Below are 16,564 nucleotides of genomic sequence, written 5' to 3' on the forward strand. Positions count from 1 at the left end.
GAATGATGGAAACCGATCGAATCAACCGCATCGCCACCCGGCTAGCCGGGCACTACCCACTTCGACGCCGATCCGCATGAAACAACCTTCCGCCTTGTCGGCGCTCGTCGAAGCGCTGCGTGCGCTGCCCGGTGTCGGGCCGAAGTCCGCGCAACGCATGGCCTATCACCTGATGCAGCACGACCGCGACGGCGCCGAAAAACTCGGCCGCTCGCTGCTGTTTGCCACAGAGCATCTGCAGCACTGCGAGAAGTGCAACACCTTCACCGAAGCGCAGATCTGCGAGGTCTGCCTCGACGAGGAGCGCGATCCCACTTTGCTGTGCGTCGTCGAAACGCCTGCCGATCTGATCATGCTCGAGCAGACCATGACGTATCGCGGCCTCTATTTCGTGCTGATGGGGCGCCTGAGTCCGCTCGACGGCATTGGTCCGAAGGAGATTCATTTCGACCGATTGGTCCGGCGCGCATCGGATGGCGTCGTCAAGGAAGTCGTGCTCGCCACCAATTTCACCAACGAAGGCGAGGCGACCGCGCATTACCTCGGCCAGACGCTCAAGGCGCGCGGCCTGGCCGTCACGCGCCTCGCGCGCGGCGTGCCGGTGGGCGGCGAACTCGAATACGTGGACGCCGGCACGATCGCCCGCGCCATGCTCGACCGCCGCTCGATGTAGCGCAAGGCAACAGCTACAACGCAACGCGCATCGGGATCAGAACGGCAACCATCTTGCATGGGACCAGAGCGCGCTGCGTGGGACTGGAGTAAGTGCTAGAGCATTAACTTCGGATCTACATAAGCACTCAAGCGCCAACTCTGACCGACAGCTTTGCATGGGACCAGAGCGCGCTGCATGGGACCGGAGTAGGTGCTACAGCACTAACTCGGGATCGACATAAGTGCTTTGCATGGGACCGGAGTAACGCGCTAAAGCGCGAACTCCAGTCGACAGCTAAAGCGCCAACTCTGACCGACAGCTTTGCATAGGACCAGAGTTCGGCGCTAAAACGCCAACTCTGGTCGACAAAAGGAGACACATGAGCGCCATCCCTGAATCAGGCGCGAGCGCCGCGCCCCAAGGCCCGCTCGCCGGCGTCAAGGTGCTGGAACTCGGCACGCTGATCGCCGGCCCGTTCGCCGCGCGTTTTCTCGGCGAGTTCGGCGCCGACGTCATCAAGATCGAAGATCCCAAGGGCGGCGACCCGCTGCGCAAGTGGCGCAAGCTCTATCCGGAAGTCGGCGGCACGTCGCTCTGGTGGGCCGTGCAGGCGCGCAACAAGAAGTCCGTCACGATCAATCTGAAGGCCGAAGAGGGCAAGGAAATCGTGCGGCGCCTCGCGAAAGAAGCGGATATCGTCGTCGAAAATTTCCGGCCGGGTTTGCTGGAGAAACTCGGACTCGGCTACGACGTGCTCTCGGCGGACAACCCCGGACTCGTCATGGTGCGCTTGTCCGGCTACGGCCAGACCGGTCCGTATCGCGACCGGCCCGGTTTCGGCGCGATTGCCGAGTCGATGGGCGGCTTGCGTCATATCACCGGCTACCCGGATTTGCCGCCGCCGCGCATCGGTATTTCGATCGGCGATTCGATTGCCGCGCTGCACGGCGTGATCGGCGCGCTGATGGCGCTGCATCACAAGCAGGTGAACGGCGGCAAAGGGCAGGTCGTCGACGTCGCGCTGTACGAGGCCGTCTTCAACATGATGGAAAGCGTGGTGCCCGAGTACGGCGTCTATGGCATGGTGCGCGAGCGTACCGGCGCGTCGCTGCCGGGTATCGTGCCGTCCAATACGTATCCGTGCCGCGACGGCAGCATCGTGATCGGCGGCAATAGCGATCCGATCTTCAAGCGCCTGATGATCGCGATCGAGCGCGGGGATCTCGCGAACGATCCGGCGCTCGCGCACAACGACGGTCGCGTGCCGCGCACCCAGGAAATCGACAGCGCGATCGCTGCCTGGCTCGCTACGCGCACCATCGACGAAGCCCTCGCGGTGCTGAATGCCGCCGACGTACCGGTGGGCCGCATCTACAGTGTGGCGGACATGTTCACCGATCCGCAGTTCATGGCGCGCCAGATGATCCAGCGTTTCAAGTGGCAGGACGGTAAGGAGATCACGCTGCCGTCGGTCACGCCGAAGCTCTCGGCCACGCCGGGCGAGACGCGCTGGCTGGGCCCGGAACTGGGTGAACATACCGATGAAGTCCTGCAATCGCTAGGTTATGATGCAGACCACATTGCAAGGTTGCACGCGCAACAGATTGTTTGAGCGGCACACGCGGCGCCCACGAGCGCCGCGCTAAAAAGATAAACCGGACCACGAAAGTTTGGAGACTCGAGACCATGCAACGGAGAAGCTTTCTCGCCGGCACTGCCGCACTCGCGGGCGCCACGCTCGCCGCCACGCCGCTCGCCTTCGCGCAGGGCAAGCCTGAAACCAGCAAGGTGGCGATCGCCGTCGGCGGCAAGAACCTGTTCTACTACTTGCCGCTCACCATCGCGGAGCGCCGCAATTACTTCAAGGACGAAGGGCTCGACGTCGAAATCTCCGACTTCGCCGGCGGCTCGCAGGCGTTGAAGGCGGCGGTTGGCGGCAGCGCGGACGTGGTGTCCGGCGCGTTCGAGCATACCTTGCTGCTGCAGGCGCAAAAGCAGATGTTCCGCGAATTCGTCCTGCAAGGACGCGCGCCGCAGATCGTGCTGGCGGTCTCGAAGAAGACCATGCCGAACTACAAGTCGATTGCAGATCTGAAGGGCAAGAAAATCGGCGTGACCGCGCCGGGTTCGTCGACCTCGATCATGGCGAGCTTCGTGCTGGCGAAAGCCGGGCTGAGCGCGAAAGACGTCGCGTTTATCGGCGTGGGTGCGGGCGCCGGCGCGATCGCCGCGTTGCAGTCGGGGCAGATCGATGCGATTGCCAATCTCGACCCGGTCATGACCAAGCTCGAGCGTACCGGTGAGATTCGCGTGGTGTCGGATACGCGTACGCTCGCCGACACGCGCAGCGTCTTCGGTGGCGATATGCCGGCGGGCTGTCTGTACGCATCGCAAAGCTTTATCACGAAGAATCCCAACACCACGCAGGCGCTGACCAACGCGATGGTGCGCGCGCTCAAGTGGCTGCAAACAGCGACCGGCAGCGAACTGATCAACACGGTGCCGGAAGGCTACCTGCTCGGCGACCGCGCGGTGTATCTGGACGCATGGCAGCACGTGAAGGAAGCGATGTCGCCCGATGGGCTGATGCCGGCGGACGGTCCCGCGACGTCGCTGAAGACCTTGCAGGCATTCGATCCGAACGTGCAAGGCAAGCCGATCGATCTGTCGAAGACGTGGACCAACGACTTCGTCAAGAAAGCGCTGACTACCGTCAAGGCTTGAGTAGAGCGTAGGCATTCGGGCTGTGAGGCGACGCGGACGCGAGCCGCGTTCGCCTTAGTCCCGACGCCGCGCGTCACGACCTGATCACAAACCCAATCCGATTTTTCGAAGCGAGCTGAACGATGACCGTTGCCGCACTGGCGCTCGACAACATCACCTGCACGTTCGCTGCGCGCGACAACCGCGCGCAGCGCTACACGGCGGTGAAAGACACCACGTTGCGCATCGCGCCGGGCGAGTTCGTCTCGGTGGTCGGCCCGACCGGTTGCGGCAAATCCACGCTGTTGAATGTTGGCGCGGGTTTGCTAGGGCCGTCGTCGGGCGCGGTCAGCGTGTTCGGCGAGCCGCTCAAGGGCATCAACCGGCGCGCGGGCTATATGTTTCAGTCCGACGCGCTGATGCCGTGGCGTTCGGCCATCGACAACGTCATGGCCGGCCTCGCGTTCCACGGCGTGCCACCCGCCGAAGCCCGCGTCAAAGCCGACGAGTGGTTGAAGCGCGTCGGCCTCGGCGGTTTTGGCGATCGTTATCCGCATCAACTGTCGGGCGGCATGCGCAAGCGCGTCGCGATGGCGCAGACGCTGATTCTCGATCCGGACATCATTCTGATGGACGAGCCGTTTTCCGCGCTCGATATCCAGACGCGTCAGCTGATGGAAAACGAGTTGCTCGACCTGTGGGCCGCCAAACGCAAAGCGGTGTTGTTCATCACGCACGATCTCGACGAAGCGATCGCCATGTCGGACCGCGTGGTGGTGCTCTCGGCCGGGCCGGGTACGCATCCGATCGGCGAATTCACGATCGACCTGCCGCGTCCGCGCGATGTGGCCGAAATCCGTTCGCATCCGCGTTTCGTCGAGTTGCATGCGCAGATCTGGAGCGTGCTGCGCGACGAAGTGCTGAAGGGTTATCAGCAGCAACTCACCGCGGTATAAACGCGTCACGTATTGGCCACTTAATCGTCCAAGGCAAATTGAGTCATGTGGAAGACGTTGCGCCCGAACCGGGCGAATCTGGTGATCTGGCAATGGCTGCTGCTCGTGCTGTGTTTCGTGCTCTGGTACGTGCTGACCAGTCCGACGCTGCTGCCGCCTTTCTATTTCGACGACCCCAACAAAGCCGCGTTCTTCTTCGGCGAGCCGCAAAAAGTGCTGCAGCGGATCTGGGAGTGGTTCACGGGCGGCGAGATCTATCTGCACCTGTGGATCACGCTGGTCGAAACCGTGCTCGCGTTCGCGCTCGGCACGGCGCTCGGGCTCGGCGTGGGCCTGTGGCTCGCGCTCTCGCCGCTGGCGAGCGCGCTGTTCGATCCGTACATCAAAGCCGCCAACTCGATGCCGCGCGTGATTCTCGCGCCGATCTTCGGCGTGTGGTTCGGACTGGGCATCTGGTCGAAGGTGGCGCTCGGCGTCACGCTGGTGTTCTTTATCGTGTTCTTCAACGTCTATCAGGGCGTGAAGGAAGTCAGTCCGGTCGTGCTCGCCAACGCGCGCATGCTCGGCGCGAACGGCAAGCATTTGCTGCGCTTCGTCTACTTGCCGAGCGCGATGAGTTGGGTGTTTTCGAGCTTGCATACGTCGGTGGGACTGGCGTTCGTCGGCTCGGTGGTGGGGGAATATCTCGGCTCGGCGCGCGGCGTCGGCTATCTGATTCTGCAGGCCGAAGGCACCTTCGATATCAATACCGTGTTTGCCGGGATTCTGGTGTTGACCGCGTTCGCGCTGATTCTGGATGCGATCGTCGGCATCGGCGAGCGGCGCTTGATGAAGTGGCAGCCCAAGACGGGCGACACGGAAAAGCTTTAGGGCAGAGCGGCGCGCGGTCGATACGCGCGAAGCTCAATGCTCAAGACGCAACGCACAGCGCACAGCGCACAACGCACAACGCACAACGCACAACGCACAACACGCAGCGCTCAGCAAAAAAGAAACGACGCGCGGGTTGGAAAACCGCGCGTCGTTTCTTTTGGTTGCTACTAGAACGAATCGGTCACACGCGGACTAAGGCGTCACCACCACCTTCCCGATCACGCGACGCTCCGCCATATCCCGCAACGCGCGCCCAGTGTCCTCGAGCGAATAGCGCGCCGACACATACGGCTTGAGCTTGCCTTCGCCGATCCACCGCGTCATCTGCTCAAACGCCGCGTGATTGTGCTGCGGTTCGCGCTTCGCAAAGTCGCCCCAGAACACGCCGACCAGACTCGCGCCTTTGAGCAACGTCAGGTTGAGCGGCAGCTTCGGAATCTCGCCGTTGGCGAAGCCCACCACCAGATAACGCCCGCGCCAGCCGATGCTGCGAAACGCCGGCTCCGCATACACGCCGCCGACGGGATCGTAGATCACGTCCGGGCCTTTGCCATCGGTGAGCGCCTTGATGCGCTCGCGCAGATCCTCGGTGCTGTAGTTGATGGTGGCGTCCGCGCCGTGCTTGACGCAGGTCGCGAGTTTCTCGTCGCTCGACGCCGCCGCGATCACACGCGCGCCGAGCGCCTTGCCGATTTCGACGGCCGCCAGTCCGACGCCGCCGGCCGCGCCGAGCACCAGCATCGTCTCGCCCGCCTGCAACGCGCCGCGATCGACCACGGCGTGATGCGACGTGCCGTACGCCAGCGTGAACGCCGCGGCCAGCTCGAAGTCGACATCGTCCGCCAACGGCACGCAGGCCGCGGCCGGCGCGAGCGCCTGCTCCGCGAAACCACCCTGACCGGTAAAGGCGACCACGCGCGAGCCGGGCTTGAACTGTGTGACGTCGGCGCCGACCGCGCGCACCACGCCCGCGACTTCCGAGCCGGGCGTAAAGGGCAGGGGCGGTTTGAACTGGTACTTGTTCTCGATGATCAGCACGTCGGGAAAGTTGACGGCCGCGGCTTTGACGTCGATCACAACGTGGCCTGGGGGCGCCTCGAGGTCCGGCAGGTTTTCGACGACCAGGCTCTCCGGCGGCCCGTATTGTTTACAGCGAATCGCGCGCATCGTGTCTCCATTTCGATCAGGGGTTCGCAAGTATTCTGAGTGTAAAACAATCAGCACGATCGTGCGTTTTTATTGCCTTGCACGTGATCGGCAAGTGCTCGATGCATGTCCGGCCGCCGACTCGCGCCAGCCTTTCACGATCCCAACGCGTGCGCGTTGCATACGTCGTGCATACGGCCTGCCGTGTCGTTCGCGCGTGTTCTTTCCTCGGTTACAATCGCCGCATGCGAATCCTACTCAGCAACGACGACGGTTATCTGGCGCCCGGCCTTGCTGCGCTTTACGAAGCGCTCAAGCCGATCGCGGACGTCACCGTGATGGCACCCGAACAGAATTGCAGTGGCGCGTCGAATTCCCTGACGCTGTCGCGGCCGCTCTCGGTCCTGCGCTCGGCCAATGGTTTCTACTACGTGAACGGCACGCCCACCGACTCGGTGCACATCGCGCTGACGGGCATGCTCGACCATACGCCGGACCTCGTGGTCTCGGGCATCAACAACGGTCAGAACATGGGCGAAGATACGCTCTATTCGGGCACCGTCGCGGCCGCCACCGAGGGCATCATGTTCGGGGTGCCGGCCATCGCGTTCTCGCTGGTCGACAAGGACTGGGTGCATCTCGACGACGCCGTGCGTGTCGCCGCTGAAATCGTCGCGCACTATCTTGAGCAGCCGTTGCCCGGGCATCCGCTCCTGAACGTCAACATTCCGAATCTGCCGTACGGGCAACTCGGCGACTGGCAGATCACGCGTCTCGGCAAACGGCATCCGTCGCAGCCGGTGATCCGCCAGACCAACCCGCGCGGCGAACCGATCTACTGGATCGGTCCGGCGGGCAGCGCGCGCGACGCGAGCGAAGGCACGGACTTTCACGCCGTCGCTAACGGCCACGTGTCGATCACGCCGTTGCAGCTCGACCTGACCCACACGCAAATGCTGCCCGCAGCGCGCGACTGGGCGCGCGCCGGCGGCGGCGCTTCATGACCAGCGAGCGCGCCAAGCGCTTTCCGCTCGGCCTCGAGGACCTGGTGCGCGAACCGCGCCGGCCCGAAGGACGCCCAGGCGAAATCCGCGCGGCGGCGCTGGCCGCAAGCGCGGCACTGAACGGGCGTCAGCAACCCGCGAAGAATGCGCCGCCCGGCTCCACGGGTAAATCCCAATCCAGGCAGGCAAGGGCGCAGACCGCGGTGCAGATGAAACCGCAAGCCAAGCCTTCGGCGGCGACGCCGCCGAAGCCGGTGGCCGCGCCTTCCGTTAAAACGCCGGCCAAGTCGGTCGTTCAAAGTTCGACGACACGCACCGCATCGCAGTCGGCGGCGTCGGCCAAACCTGCTGCCCGATCCAACGAGCGCAGCGCCGCACCGAACGTCGCTTTGAACGGCGCGATGGCACTGACGTCGGAACGGGTTCGCGAACGGATGGTCGAACGCCTGCGTGCGAACGGGGTGACCGATCAGCGCGTGTTGAACGCGATGTCGGTGGTGCCGCGCCACATGTTCGTCGACCCGGGTCTCGCGGTTCAGGCCTACGAAGATGCGGCGTTGCCGATCGGCCATCACCAGACGATCTCCAAGCCGTCGGTGGTCGCGCGGATGATCGAGTTGGCCGCTGCCGGCCGCGCGCTGAACAACGTGCTCGAAATCGGCACCGGCTGCGGTTATCAGGCGGCCGTGCTGAGCCAGGTCGCGCGCGAGGTTTACTCGATCGAGCGCATCAAGCCGTTGTCCGAACGCGCGAAGACGAACTTGCGTCCGCTGCGCATTCCGAACATTCGCCTGCACTACGGCGATGGGCGGTTGGGACTGCCGGCGGCGGCGCCGTTCGACGCGATCGTGATTGCCGCGGCGGGGCTCGACGTACCGCAAGCATTACTTGAACAACTCGCGATCGGCGGCCGTCTGGTCGCGCCGGTCGGCTCGCAGGACGGCCAGAACCAGGTGCTGACTCTGGTCGAGCGCCTCGGACCCGCGCAGTGGCGCGAGTCGCGGCTTGATCGCGTTTTCTTTGTACCCTTAAAATCCGGAGTGATTTGACACCGATGAGTATGTTGCGCGCGATGCGAAGAACCAGACTGAATGTCCCCATGACCGTAACCCAGCGTAGCGTGTGCGTGCTCGCCTTGTCCCTGTTGATGACGGCCTGCGCATCCCGGCTCGATCAGGCGCCGGTCGTCGACCGCTCCGGCGGTGGCGTGCTCAGCACGCAAGCTGGGCAGCCGGCCGTGCCGCTCGGACCGCCGCCGCCGGGCTACTATCGCGTGAAGCCCGGTGACACGCTGTATCGGATCGCGTTGGAGAACGGCCAGAACTACCGCGATATTTCGGCGTGGAACAATCTGACCAACCCGAATCAGATCGAAGTCGACCAGTTGCTGCGCGTCGTGCCGCCGGGTGCGAACACCGCCGCGTTCACGCCGGGCGTGTCGACCGCGCCGATCGGCAGCGGTGGTGCGGTGCAAAGCGCGCCGCTCGGCAGCACGCCACCGTCGGCGGCGGGTGTGACCGGTGGCGCGGCTGGTGTGGCGGCGCCGCCCATCTACGGCTCCGCGGCGAACAACGCGTCGCTGACACCGCCTGCCACCCCGGGCGCGGCCAGCGATTCGAACGCCGGCGCGTCCGGCAACGTGGCCTTCGCGTGGCCGGTGCGCGGACCGCTGCTCGGCACGTTCAACGACTCGACCAACAAGGGCGTCAATATCGGCGGCGCTGCGGGCGATCCGGTGAAGGCGTCGGCGGACGGCCGCGTGGTTTATGCCGGAAATGGGCTGCGTGGTTACGGCAATCTCATTATCATCAAGCATGATGCAACTTATCTCACGGCGTATGCACATAACCGCTCTTTGATGGTAAAAGAGGGGGACGCGGTAACGAAGGGGCAGAAGATCGCCGAGATGGGCAATAGCGATTCCGACCGTGTGATGTTGCATTTCGAAGTTCGCCGGCAGGGTAAACCTGTCGACCCACTGAAGTATTTGCCGCCGCAATAAGCGATACGACCATGCCGAAATCGAAGCGCCGCCCGCCGCAAGCCGAGTCTGAGAAGACCAGCCACGCTATGTCCGCTTCGGTCGACGAAAGCGGCGCTTCGGAAGTGGAAGAGGAGATCGCGGAGGAGCGTGATCTCGACGAACGCCAGGGCGGCGCCGAAGAAGCCGGCGAGGCCCGTGAAGCCGCACCGGACGCAGACGATTTCCGCGCATTGTTGCAAGCCGAGCTGACGGCCGACACGATTCAGCACTACCTGAACCGTATCAGCGTCAAGCCGCTCCTGACCGTCGAGGAAGAGCAGAAGTATTCGCGTCTCGCCAAGGCGGGCGAGTTCGAAGCGCGGCAAGTCATGATCGAGCGCAATTTGCGGCTCGTCGTCAGCATTGCGAAGGGCTATTTGAATCGCGGCGTGCCGCTGCTCGATCTGATCGAGGAAGGCAACCTCGGCCTGATGCACGCCATCGAAAAATTCGATCCGACGCGCGGCTTCCGGTTTTCTACTTACGCCACATGGTGGATCCGCCAGAGTATCGAGCGCGCCATCATGAACCAGGCGCGCACCGTCCGGTTGCCGGTGCACGTGATTCGCGAGCTCAACCAGGTGCTGCGCGCCAAACGCCATCTGGAAAAAAATTCGATGAACTCGGGCGAGGCCGCCGAGCGCCGCGACGCCAGCATCGACGACATTGCCTATCTGACTGGCAAGACCACCGACGAAGTCACCGACATCCTCGCGCTGAACGAACACACCGCGTCGCTCGACGCGCCGCTCGATCTCGATCCGGCGAGCAGCCTGCTCGATCTGCTGTCCGACGACCAGAGCCAGTCGCCGGATGCCGAAGTGCAGCACCGCGAACTGGAAACGCTTACACGCGCGTGGCTGGCTCGCCTGTCGGACAAGCATCGTCATGTGATCGAGCGCCGCTTCGGCCTGAATCACATCGAACCCGCCACGCTCGAAGAACTGGCCGACGAAATGGGCCTCACGCGCGAGCGTGTGCGCCAGATCCAACAGGAAGCGCTCGTGCGGTTGAAGCGCTTCTTCGCCTCCAACGGTGTTCGGAAGGACGCCGTTCTATAACCCGATGACACCGATTCTTGTTTTCGACATCGAGACGATTCCCGATGTCGCCGGCATTCGCCGCCTCGAAGATTTGCCCGCCACCCTGAGCGACGCCGAAGTCGCCGAGCATGCTTTCGCCGCGCGCCGCGAAAAGACCGGCGGCGATTTCCTGCCGCATCATCTGCAACGGATTGCGGCGATTTCCTGCGTGTTCCGCGACAACAACGGTTTCCGGGTCCGCTCGCTCGGCACGCTGGAAGACGGCGAGGCGGCGCTGGTGCAGTCGTTTTATCGCGTGATCGAGAAGTACACGCCGCAGCTCGTGTCGTGGAACGGCGGCGGCTTCGACCTGCCGGTGTTGAACTATCGCGCGCTGGTCAACGGCATTCCCGCCAACCGTTTCTGGGATCTCGGCGAGGACGACCGCGAGTTCAAGTGGAACAACTACATCAGCCGCTATCACGCGCGTCACACGGATCTGATGGATGTGCTCGCCATGTACCAGGCGCGCGCCAACGCGCCGCTCGACGCGCTCGCCAAAATGTGCGGCTTCCCCGGCAAAATGGGCATGGACGGCAGCCAGGTGTGGCATGCGTACCAGCAAGGCCGCGTCGAGGAAATTCGCAATTATTGCGAGACGGACGTCGTCAATACGTACTTGCTCTATTGCCGCTTCCAACTGATTCGCGGCGCGTTTTCGGCCGCGGAGTATGCTGACGAGATCAACCTGGTCAAGAACGCGCTGGCGCTGGAAACGGCGCCGCAATGGGCCGAGTATCTGGCGGCATTCGACCAGTAAGGCCGCTCGCGGTCAGGGTGTGACGTGTTTGCCTTGCGGCAGATTGCAGGGCCGCTACGGCCCTTTCGTTCAGGATGCAAGGCGCTCGTCTACAGACCCACGCTACGCTCGGCCTTGACCCGCGTGGGGCCGTTCCCGCCACCCCGAAAGATGGCCAGGCGCGGCGCTTCGTCTACAATCTCGCCTTTCCCCAAGTTGTCAGGAAGTCGCAGGTGTCCCGAACTGCCCCCCATCGCCGCGCGCCGAAGCGCTCCAAGACGCCCCCGCCCGCGTCGGCTCACGTTGTCACCGGCAACGAGCCGGTCATCGAAATCGTTTCGCTCGATATGGAAGCGCGCGGCGTCGGCCGCACCGAAACCGAAGACGGTACGTCCGGCAAGGTGATCTTTGTCGACGGCGCGTTGCCCGGCGAGCGCGTCAGCTATTCGACGCATCGCAGCAAGGCCAAATTCGAGCAGGCCGAAGTCGTCGAGGTGTTCCGCGAAAGCGTGATGCGCACCAAGCCGAAATGCACTTACTTCGATATCTGCGGCGGCTGTTCGATGCAGCATCTCGACATACGCGCGCAGGTGGCCGTCAAGCAGCGCGTGCTCGAAGACAACCTGCAGCATCTGGCGAAGCTGCGCCCGGAAACGGTATTCCGGCCGATTCATGGGCCGTCCTGGGGTTATCGCTACCGTGCGCGTCTGGCAGTGCGTTTCCTGCCGGAAAAGGGCGGCATGCGTATCGGCTTCCATGAGAAGAAGAGCAGCCAGATCGCCGACATGAAGACCTGCGAAGTGCTGCCACCGCACGTGTCGGCCATGCTCATGCCGCTGCGTTTCATGGTTCGCAAGCTATCGATCTACGATCGCATGCCGCAGTTCGAACTGGCGGTCGGTTCGTCGGTCACGGCGCTGGTGATGCGTAATCTCGAGGCCATCACGGCCGCGGACGAGCAGGTGCTGCGCGATTTCGCCGACCAGCACAAGGTGCAGTTCTGGTTGCAGCCGGGCGGCCCGGACACGGTCACGCCGTTCTATCCGCTCGACGTGGAACTCGACTACACGCTGCCGGAATACGGCATCCGCATGCCGTTCAAGCCGACCGACTTCACCCAGGTGAATCACGCCATCAACCGCGTGCTGGTGAGCCGCGCGCTGCGGTTGCTGGCGCCGGCGCGCACGGATCGCGTGCTCGATCTGTTCTGCGGGATCGGTAACTTTACGCTGCCGCTCGCGCGGATTTCGAAGGAAGTCGTGGGCATCGAAGGCAGCGAGGTTTTGACCTCGCGCGCGCTGGCCAATGCCGAGTTGAACGGCGTGGCGGGGCATACGTCGTTCGCGTGCCGCAACCTGTTCGAAGTCACCGCCGACGACATGCGCGCGCTCGGTCACTTCGACAAGTTCCTCGTCGACCCGCCGCGCGAAGGCGCGCTGGCCGTCGCCAAGGCGCTGGTGGAGATCGCCCAGAGCGGCGATGGACCGCTGCCGAAGCGCATCGTCTACGTTTCGTGCGCGCCGGCGACGCTCGCGCGCGATGCCAGTCTGCTCGTGCACGAGGCGGGCTATCGGCTGGTGGGTGCGGGCGTGATCAATATGTTTCCGCACACGTCGCATGTGGAGTCGATTGCGTTGTTCGAGCGGGATTGAGTAGCGCTGCCGGCGTGCCGGCGGCGCCACGGCAATGTAAGGCAAGGCAAGGCACAAACAAAAACGCCACGACCGAAGTCGTGGCGTCTCTCTTTTCCTGCTGATTCTCAGTGCGCGGCGCGCCTTAGAACTGCCACCACGACTTTTCCGTCCCCGGCCTTGCATGACCCGTGATGTACGGGCTGTCGGGGAAAGTGCCGGCGAGCACGCGCTTCGTGTCGTCGGCCAATTGCGGCTGGTCCAGCTTCTCATACGACAGCATCATGATGTGCAGCGCGTCTTCGATAGCCGGGGCGTTCTTGTATTGCGTGAGCGCCAGTTGCGCGCGGTTGATCGCGGCGACATAGGCGCCACGGCGATAGTAGTAATCCGCCGCGTGGACCTCATGCGACGCCAGCGCGTTCACGATATAGCGCATGCGTTGCGCGGCGTCCGGTGCATACTTGCTGTTCGGATACTTGTCCACCACGACCTTGAAGGCGTCGTACGACTCGCGCAGCGACTTCGGATCGCGCTCGCTCATGTCCTGGCCGGAGAAGCGGCCGAACAGACCGAGGTCGTCGTTGAAGTGGATCATGCCCTTCAGGTAGTACGCGTAGGAGATGTCCGGATGATCCGGGTGCAGTTGGATGAAGCGGTCGATAGCCTGGTCGGCGGCGGCGTTTTCGTTGTCTTTCCAGTTGCAGTACGCGACGTTGATCTGCGCCTGCTGGGCGAAGTGACCGAACGGATCGCGACCCTCGAGCATTTCGAAGTACTTCGCGCACTTGCCGAAGTCACCACCGCTCAGGGCGTCGTTCGCCTCCGTATATAATTTGTTGTTGTTCCACGTTGCCGTCTCGTCGGTCTTTTCCGGCAGGCCGTGGCAAGCCGCAACAAGGGCGACGGCTGCGGCGCACGCAATGTATCCGGCCACTTTCCGGGCCGCCTTCTTGATGGCCGCCAAATTGATCGCCGCTTTAGTGATGGTGTTCAAGGCTCGCATTTTCCAGTCTAGCTTTACGTCCAGGTGACCCAGACTCAATGACCCGCTCAAATACTCCAGGCGCCGCAACCGGTGCCGGGAATAGCAACAAAGATTATAGCGTAAGCGCTGACCCCTCCGACGCGTTGGGCGTCGATTCCCTCGACGACGATCTCGGCAGCGACGCGCTCGGCGCCGCCGCTCTGCCCAGCCACGTGCCGACCGTGGCGAGCCGCGTGGCGGACGAAACGCCGCGCAGCGTCGTCGTGCCCGACGAGATGGCCGGCGAACGCCTCGACAAGGTGCTCGCGCGGGTTTTTCCCGAGTTCTCGCGCAACCGCCTGCAAAGCTGGATCGAGGCGGAGCGCGTGCGGATCGACGGCAAGCCCGCGAAAATCCGTCAGCCGGTACCGCTCGGCGCGACCATCGAACTCGTGCCCGATCTGCTGCCCGAGCAGCTGGCGTTCACGCCGGAGCCGGTGCCGCTCGACATCGTCTATGAAGACGACACGCTGGTGGTCATCAACAAGCCGGCCGGCATGGTCGTGCATCCGGCGGCCGGCAACTGGAGCGGCACCCTGCTCAACGGCCTGCTGTACCGCTATGGCGACGCTGCGGCGGGCCTGCCGCGCGCGGGCATCGTGCACCGGCTCGACAAGGAAACCTCCGGCCTGATGGTGGTGGCGCGTACGCTGGAGGCGCAGACCGACCTCGTACGCCAGTTGCAGGCGCACACGGTGAAGCGCCGTTATCTCGCGCTGGTGTGGGGCAACATGCCCGAAGAAGGCACGATCGACGCGCCGATCGGCCGCGATCCGCGCGAACGCACGCGCATGGCGGTTGTCACGAGCGCCTCGGGCAAGCCCGCGCGCACGCATTTCCGGCGTGTGGATTCGGCGATCTGGCAGCGTCAGCCGGTCACCGCGATTCACTGCGATCTGGAAACCGGGCGCACCCATCAGATTCGCGTGCATTGCGCGCACATCGGTCATCCGCTGCTCGGCGATCCGGTCTACGGGCGCGCCCGTGGCAAGCGCTCGATCACGCCGCTGCCCGACGGCTTCGCGCGCCAGGCGCTGCATGCATGGCGCCTCGGCCTGATTCATCCGCAGACCGGCCGCACGATGCAATGGCGTGCCGATGCGCCTGCCGACATGGAGGCGCTGTCGGCGGCGCTCGGCCTCGGCCGTGACGACGCGGGCGAGTTCGACGAGACGTATTACGAGGAAGACGACTACGACGCATCGCTCGACGAGGACGCCGATGAAGACGGCGCACTGGATCACGACGAAGCCGACGATGAAGCCGACGAACACGACGAGGACGACCACGCATGAGTGTGCCCGAGCTGAGCTTTGCCGATGTCGTGCAACCCGCATGGAATGTCTCGCCGCGCGTGCGCGCGCTCGTCACGACGCGTGACGGCGGCGTGAGCGAAGCGCCGTTCGGCCGCTGGCAGAACGGCGTGGATTTGCCCGGCGGCCTGAATCTGGGCATGAAATCCGGCGATGACCTGGCCGCAGTCGCGGCGAACCGTGAACGTCTGTTGAAGCTGGCCGGCGTGAGCGAGGCCGCGTGGCTCGAACAGATTCACGGCGCCAGCATCGTGAGTGCGGAAGCGGTGCTTGCACAGGCTCATGCGAGCGGCACGCCGACGCGCGCCGATGCCAGCGTCACCGATCGTCCCGGCACCGTGTGCGTCGTGATGGTGGCCGATTGCATGCCGGTGCTGTTCTGCGACGAAGCGGGCCGCGCGGTCGGCGCGGCGCACGCCGGGTGGCGCGGACTGGCGGCGGGCATCGTCGAACAGACGGCGCAGCGCGTCGCCGAACTCGCCGGTGTGGAGGCGGGCGCATTGCACGCTTATCTCGGTCCGTCGATCGGTCCTGACGCCTTTGAAGTCGGCGCAGACGTGCGTGACGCCTTCATGAACGGCGTGGGCCACGCACAACGCGATGCGACGGCAAACGCTTTCGTCGAGCATCCGCACAATCCCGGCAAATATCTCGCCGATCTCCCGGCACTGGCGCGTTTGCGTCTGCAGCGGCTCGGCGTGACGCGCATTGTCGGCGGCGATCTCTGCACGGTCACGCAACGTGAGCGTTTCTATTCCTATCGCCGCGATCGCGAGACCGGCCGCATGGCCGCGTTGATCTGGCTGGACGATCAGGCGCAGTCGATCGCGGACTAGCTTGCGACGCGCATCGCGCGCGGCCATTTTTCGCGAAATTCAACGCACCTATGTCCGCATCACGACGTCGACATGGCGCGACGTCATGCATGCGGGCATGCTTGTCTGAGCATTGTCACGTCTCGCATGACCCTTGCCCGCGAGCGCACGTATGAGGGTTTGTTCGGAGAAGCGCAGGCGTTTTTGCTGCGCTGCCGGAATTCCGGACGCTGGCGTAAATCTGCCGCCAAAACTGTCCGCGCGCGAACGGATAAATGCACATAAGCCTATGCAATTTGGGAGCTTTTTTCGTTCCCGTGGGCCTCGAACGACGCATGTTCCAAAAGCGCGATCTTCTACACAGGGAAAACGATAATTAAAAAACTATCGCACTGCGGCAAAATCGGGAACAAGCATTGACACGCCTTGCGATGGGGAGCAAGAATGTTCCTCACGGCTCCTCGTACAAGGGACAGGGCGTGACGAGGTCGCGAGCATTTGCTCCCGTGCGCACGAACCTGCCTCTCAACCCGTCCGCAAGGACTTACCGGTCAAAAGCAGGTATGGCAGCTTCACATCCCTCAGCTTCCCCCAGCA

Annotated in this window: 15 protein-coding genes; 13 read left to right on the forward strand and 2 right to left on the reverse strand. The window is 63.8% G+C overall.

The genetic code is table 11. The features are described from left to right. Positions 1-76 precede the first annotated feature (76 nt). The 5 genes from recR to HF916_RS36930 all read left to right on the forward strand — a co-directional run bounded on the left by recR (position 77) and on the right by HF916_RS36930 (position 5,184). The gene (recR, locus tag HF916_RS36910) at positions 77-673 is read left to right on the forward strand and encodes a recombination mediator RecR (protein WP_168793704.1); all 597 of its coding nucleotides are present in this window, start codon (positions 77-79) and stop codon (positions 671-673) included. Between the two features lie 361 nt (positions 674-1,034). Further along, the gene (locus tag HF916_RS36915; RefSeq protein ID WP_168793705.1) at positions 1,035-2,267 is read left to right on the forward strand and encodes a CaiB/BaiF CoA transferase family protein; all 1,233 of its coding nucleotides are present in this window, start codon (positions 1,035-1,037) and stop codon (positions 2,265-2,267) included. 74 nt (positions 2,268-2,341) lie between these two features. Next, positions 2,342-3,379 (forward strand): ABC transporter substrate-binding protein, encoded by a 1,038-nt coding sequence (locus HF916_RS36920; protein ID WP_116141133.1) that lies wholly within the window; start codon positions 2,342-2,344, stop codon positions 3,377-3,379. A 122-nt stretch (positions 3,380-3,501) separates the two neighbouring features. Next, a complete protein-coding gene (locus HF916_RS36925; protein WP_168793706.1) occupies positions 3,502-4,314 on the forward strand; it encodes an ABC transporter ATP-binding protein in 813 nt (270 codons plus the stop codon). A gap of 45 nt (positions 4,315-4,359) precedes the next feature. Next, the gene (locus HF916_RS36930) at positions 4,360-5,184 is read left to right on the forward strand and encodes an ABC transporter permease (RefSeq protein ID WP_168793707.1); all 825 of its coding nucleotides are present in this window, start codon (positions 4,360-4,362) and stop codon (positions 5,182-5,184) included. A 195-nt stretch (positions 5,185-5,379) separates the two neighbouring features. Here the strand turns inward: HF916_RS36930 and HF916_RS36935 are convergent, their stop codons facing one another. Beyond that, a complete protein-coding gene (locus HF916_RS36935; protein WP_168793708.1) occupies positions 5,380-6,354 on the reverse strand; it encodes an NADPH:quinone oxidoreductase family protein in 975 nt (324 codons plus the stop codon). A 224-nt stretch (positions 6,355-6,578) separates the two neighbouring features. Between HF916_RS36935 and surE the strand changes: the two genes are divergently transcribed. The 6 genes from surE to rlmD all read left to right on the forward strand — a co-directional run bounded on the left by surE (position 6,579) and on the right by rlmD (position 12,833). Further along, entirely contained in the window at positions 6,579-7,337 is a 759-nt protein-coding gene (surE, locus tag HF916_RS36940; protein WP_168793709.1) for a 5'/3'-nucleotidase SurE, read from the forward strand. Continuing rightward, positions 7,334-8,386 carry a protein-L-isoaspartate(D-aspartate) O-methyltransferase gene (locus HF916_RS36945; protein ID WP_168793710.1) on the forward strand — a complete coding sequence of 351 codons (1,053 nt, stop codon included), beginning with the start codon at positions 7,334-7,336 and terminating at the stop codon, positions 8,384-8,386. The genes surE and HF916_RS36945 overlap by 4 nt, the downstream gene beginning before the upstream one ends. Before the next feature lie 5 nt (positions 8,387-8,391). Further along, positions 8,392-9,339 carry a peptidoglycan DD-metalloendopeptidase family protein gene (locus HF916_RS36950; RefSeq protein WP_168793711.1) on the forward strand — a complete coding sequence of 316 codons (948 nt, stop codon included), beginning with the start codon at positions 8,392-8,394 and terminating at the stop codon, positions 9,337-9,339. A gap of 11 nt (positions 9,340-9,350) precedes the next feature. Further along, complete coding sequence (gene rpoS / locus HF916_RS36955; RefSeq protein ID WP_168793712.1) at positions 9,351-10,421, forward strand: RNA polymerase sigma factor RpoS; 1,071 nt, start codon at positions 9,351-9,353, stop codon at positions 10,419-10,421. A 4-nt stretch (positions 10,422-10,425) separates the two neighbouring features. Then, the gene (locus HF916_RS36960) at positions 10,426-11,202 is read left to right on the forward strand and encodes a 3'-5' exonuclease (RefSeq protein WP_168793713.1); all 777 of its coding nucleotides are present in this window, start codon (positions 10,426-10,428) and stop codon (positions 11,200-11,202) included. A gap of 212 nt (positions 11,203-11,414) precedes the next feature. Then, positions 11,415-12,833, forward strand: coding sequence for a 23S rRNA (uracil(1939)-C(5))-methyltransferase RlmD (rlmD, locus tag HF916_RS36965; protein WP_168793714.1), 1,419 nt, complete (start codon positions 11,415-11,417; stop codon positions 12,831-12,833). A gap of 124 nt (positions 12,834-12,957) precedes the next feature. Here the strand turns inward: rlmD and HF916_RS36970 are convergent, their stop codons facing one another. Then, the gene (locus tag HF916_RS36970) at positions 12,958-13,818 is read right to left on the reverse strand and encodes an outer membrane protein assembly factor BamD (RefSeq protein WP_168793715.1); all 861 of its coding nucleotides are present in this window, start codon (positions 13,816-13,818) and stop codon (positions 12,958-12,960) included. A 38-nt stretch (positions 13,819-13,856) separates the two neighbouring features. Between HF916_RS36970 and HF916_RS36975 the strand changes: the two genes are divergently transcribed. Both HF916_RS36975 and pgeF read left to right on the forward strand, forming a co-directional pair. Continuing rightward, a complete protein-coding gene (locus HF916_RS36975; RefSeq protein WP_168793716.1) occupies positions 13,857-15,134 on the forward strand; it encodes an RluA family pseudouridine synthase in 1,278 nt (425 codons plus the stop codon). After that, on the forward strand, positions 15,131-15,988 hold the full coding sequence (gene pgeF, locus HF916_RS36980; protein ID WP_168793717.1) for a peptidoglycan editing factor PgeF: 858 nt from the start codon (positions 15,131-15,133) through the stop codon (positions 15,986-15,988). The genes HF916_RS36975 and pgeF overlap by 4 nt, the downstream gene beginning before the upstream one ends. Positions 15,989-16,564: the final 576 nt, after the last annotated feature.

The sequence above is a fragment of the Paraburkholderia aromaticivorans genome, assembly GCF_012689525.1.
In the GTDB taxonomy this organism is placed as follows: Bacteria; Pseudomonadota; Gammaproteobacteria; order Burkholderiales; family Burkholderiaceae; genus Paraburkholderia; species Paraburkholderia aromaticivorans_A.

Bases quoted from the DNA above. Each gene is read 5' to 3' on its own strand.
- recR (WP_168793704.1), top strand. From the start codon at position 77: ATGAAACAACCTTCCGCCTTGTCGGCGCTCGTCGAAGCGCTGCGTGCG.
- HF916_RS36915 (WP_168793705.1), top strand. From the start codon at position 1,035: ATGAGCGCCATCCCTGAATCAGGCGCGAGCGCCGCGCCCCAAGGCCCG.
- HF916_RS36920 (WP_116141133.1), top strand. From the start codon at position 2,342: ATGCAACGGAGAAGCTTTCTCGCCGGCACTGCCGCACTCGCGGGCGCC.
- HF916_RS36925 (WP_168793706.1), top strand. From the start codon at position 3,502: ATGACCGTTGCCGCACTGGCGCTCGACAACATCACCTGCACGTTCGCT.
- HF916_RS36930 (WP_168793707.1), top strand. From the start codon at position 4,360: ATGTGGAAGACGTTGCGCCCGAACCGGGCGAATCTGGTGATCTGGCAA.
- HF916_RS36935 (WP_168793708.1), bottom strand. From the start codon at position 6,354: ATGCGCGCGATTCGCTGTAAACAATACGGGCCGCCGGAGAGCCTGGTC.
- surE (WP_168793709.1), top strand. From the start codon at position 6,579: ATGCGAATCCTACTCAGCAACGACGACGGTTATCTGGCGCCCGGCCTT.
- HF916_RS36945 (WP_168793710.1), top strand. From the start codon at position 7,334: ATGACCAGCGAGCGCGCCAAGCGCTTTCCGCTCGGCCTCGAGGACCTG.
- HF916_RS36950 (WP_168793711.1), top strand. From the start codon at position 8,392: ATGAGTATGTTGCGCGCGATGCGAAGAACCAGACTGAATGTCCCCATG.
- rpoS (WP_168793712.1), top strand. From the start codon at position 9,351: ATGCCGAAATCGAAGCGCCGCCCGCCGCAAGCCGAGTCTGAGAAGACC.
- HF916_RS36960 (WP_168793713.1), top strand. From the start codon at position 10,426: ATGACACCGATTCTTGTTTTCGACATCGAGACGATTCCCGATGTCGCC.
- HF916_RS36970 (WP_168793715.1), bottom strand. From the start codon at position 13,818: ATGCGAGCCTTGAACACCATCACTAAAGCGGCGATCAATTTGGCGGCC.
- HF916_RS36975 (WP_168793716.1), top strand. From the start codon at position 13,857: ATGACCCGCTCAAATACTCCAGGCGCCGCAACCGGTGCCGGGAATAGC.
- pgeF (WP_168793717.1), top strand. From the start codon at position 15,131: ATGAGTGTGCCCGAGCTGAGCTTTGCCGATGTCGTGCAACCCGCATGG.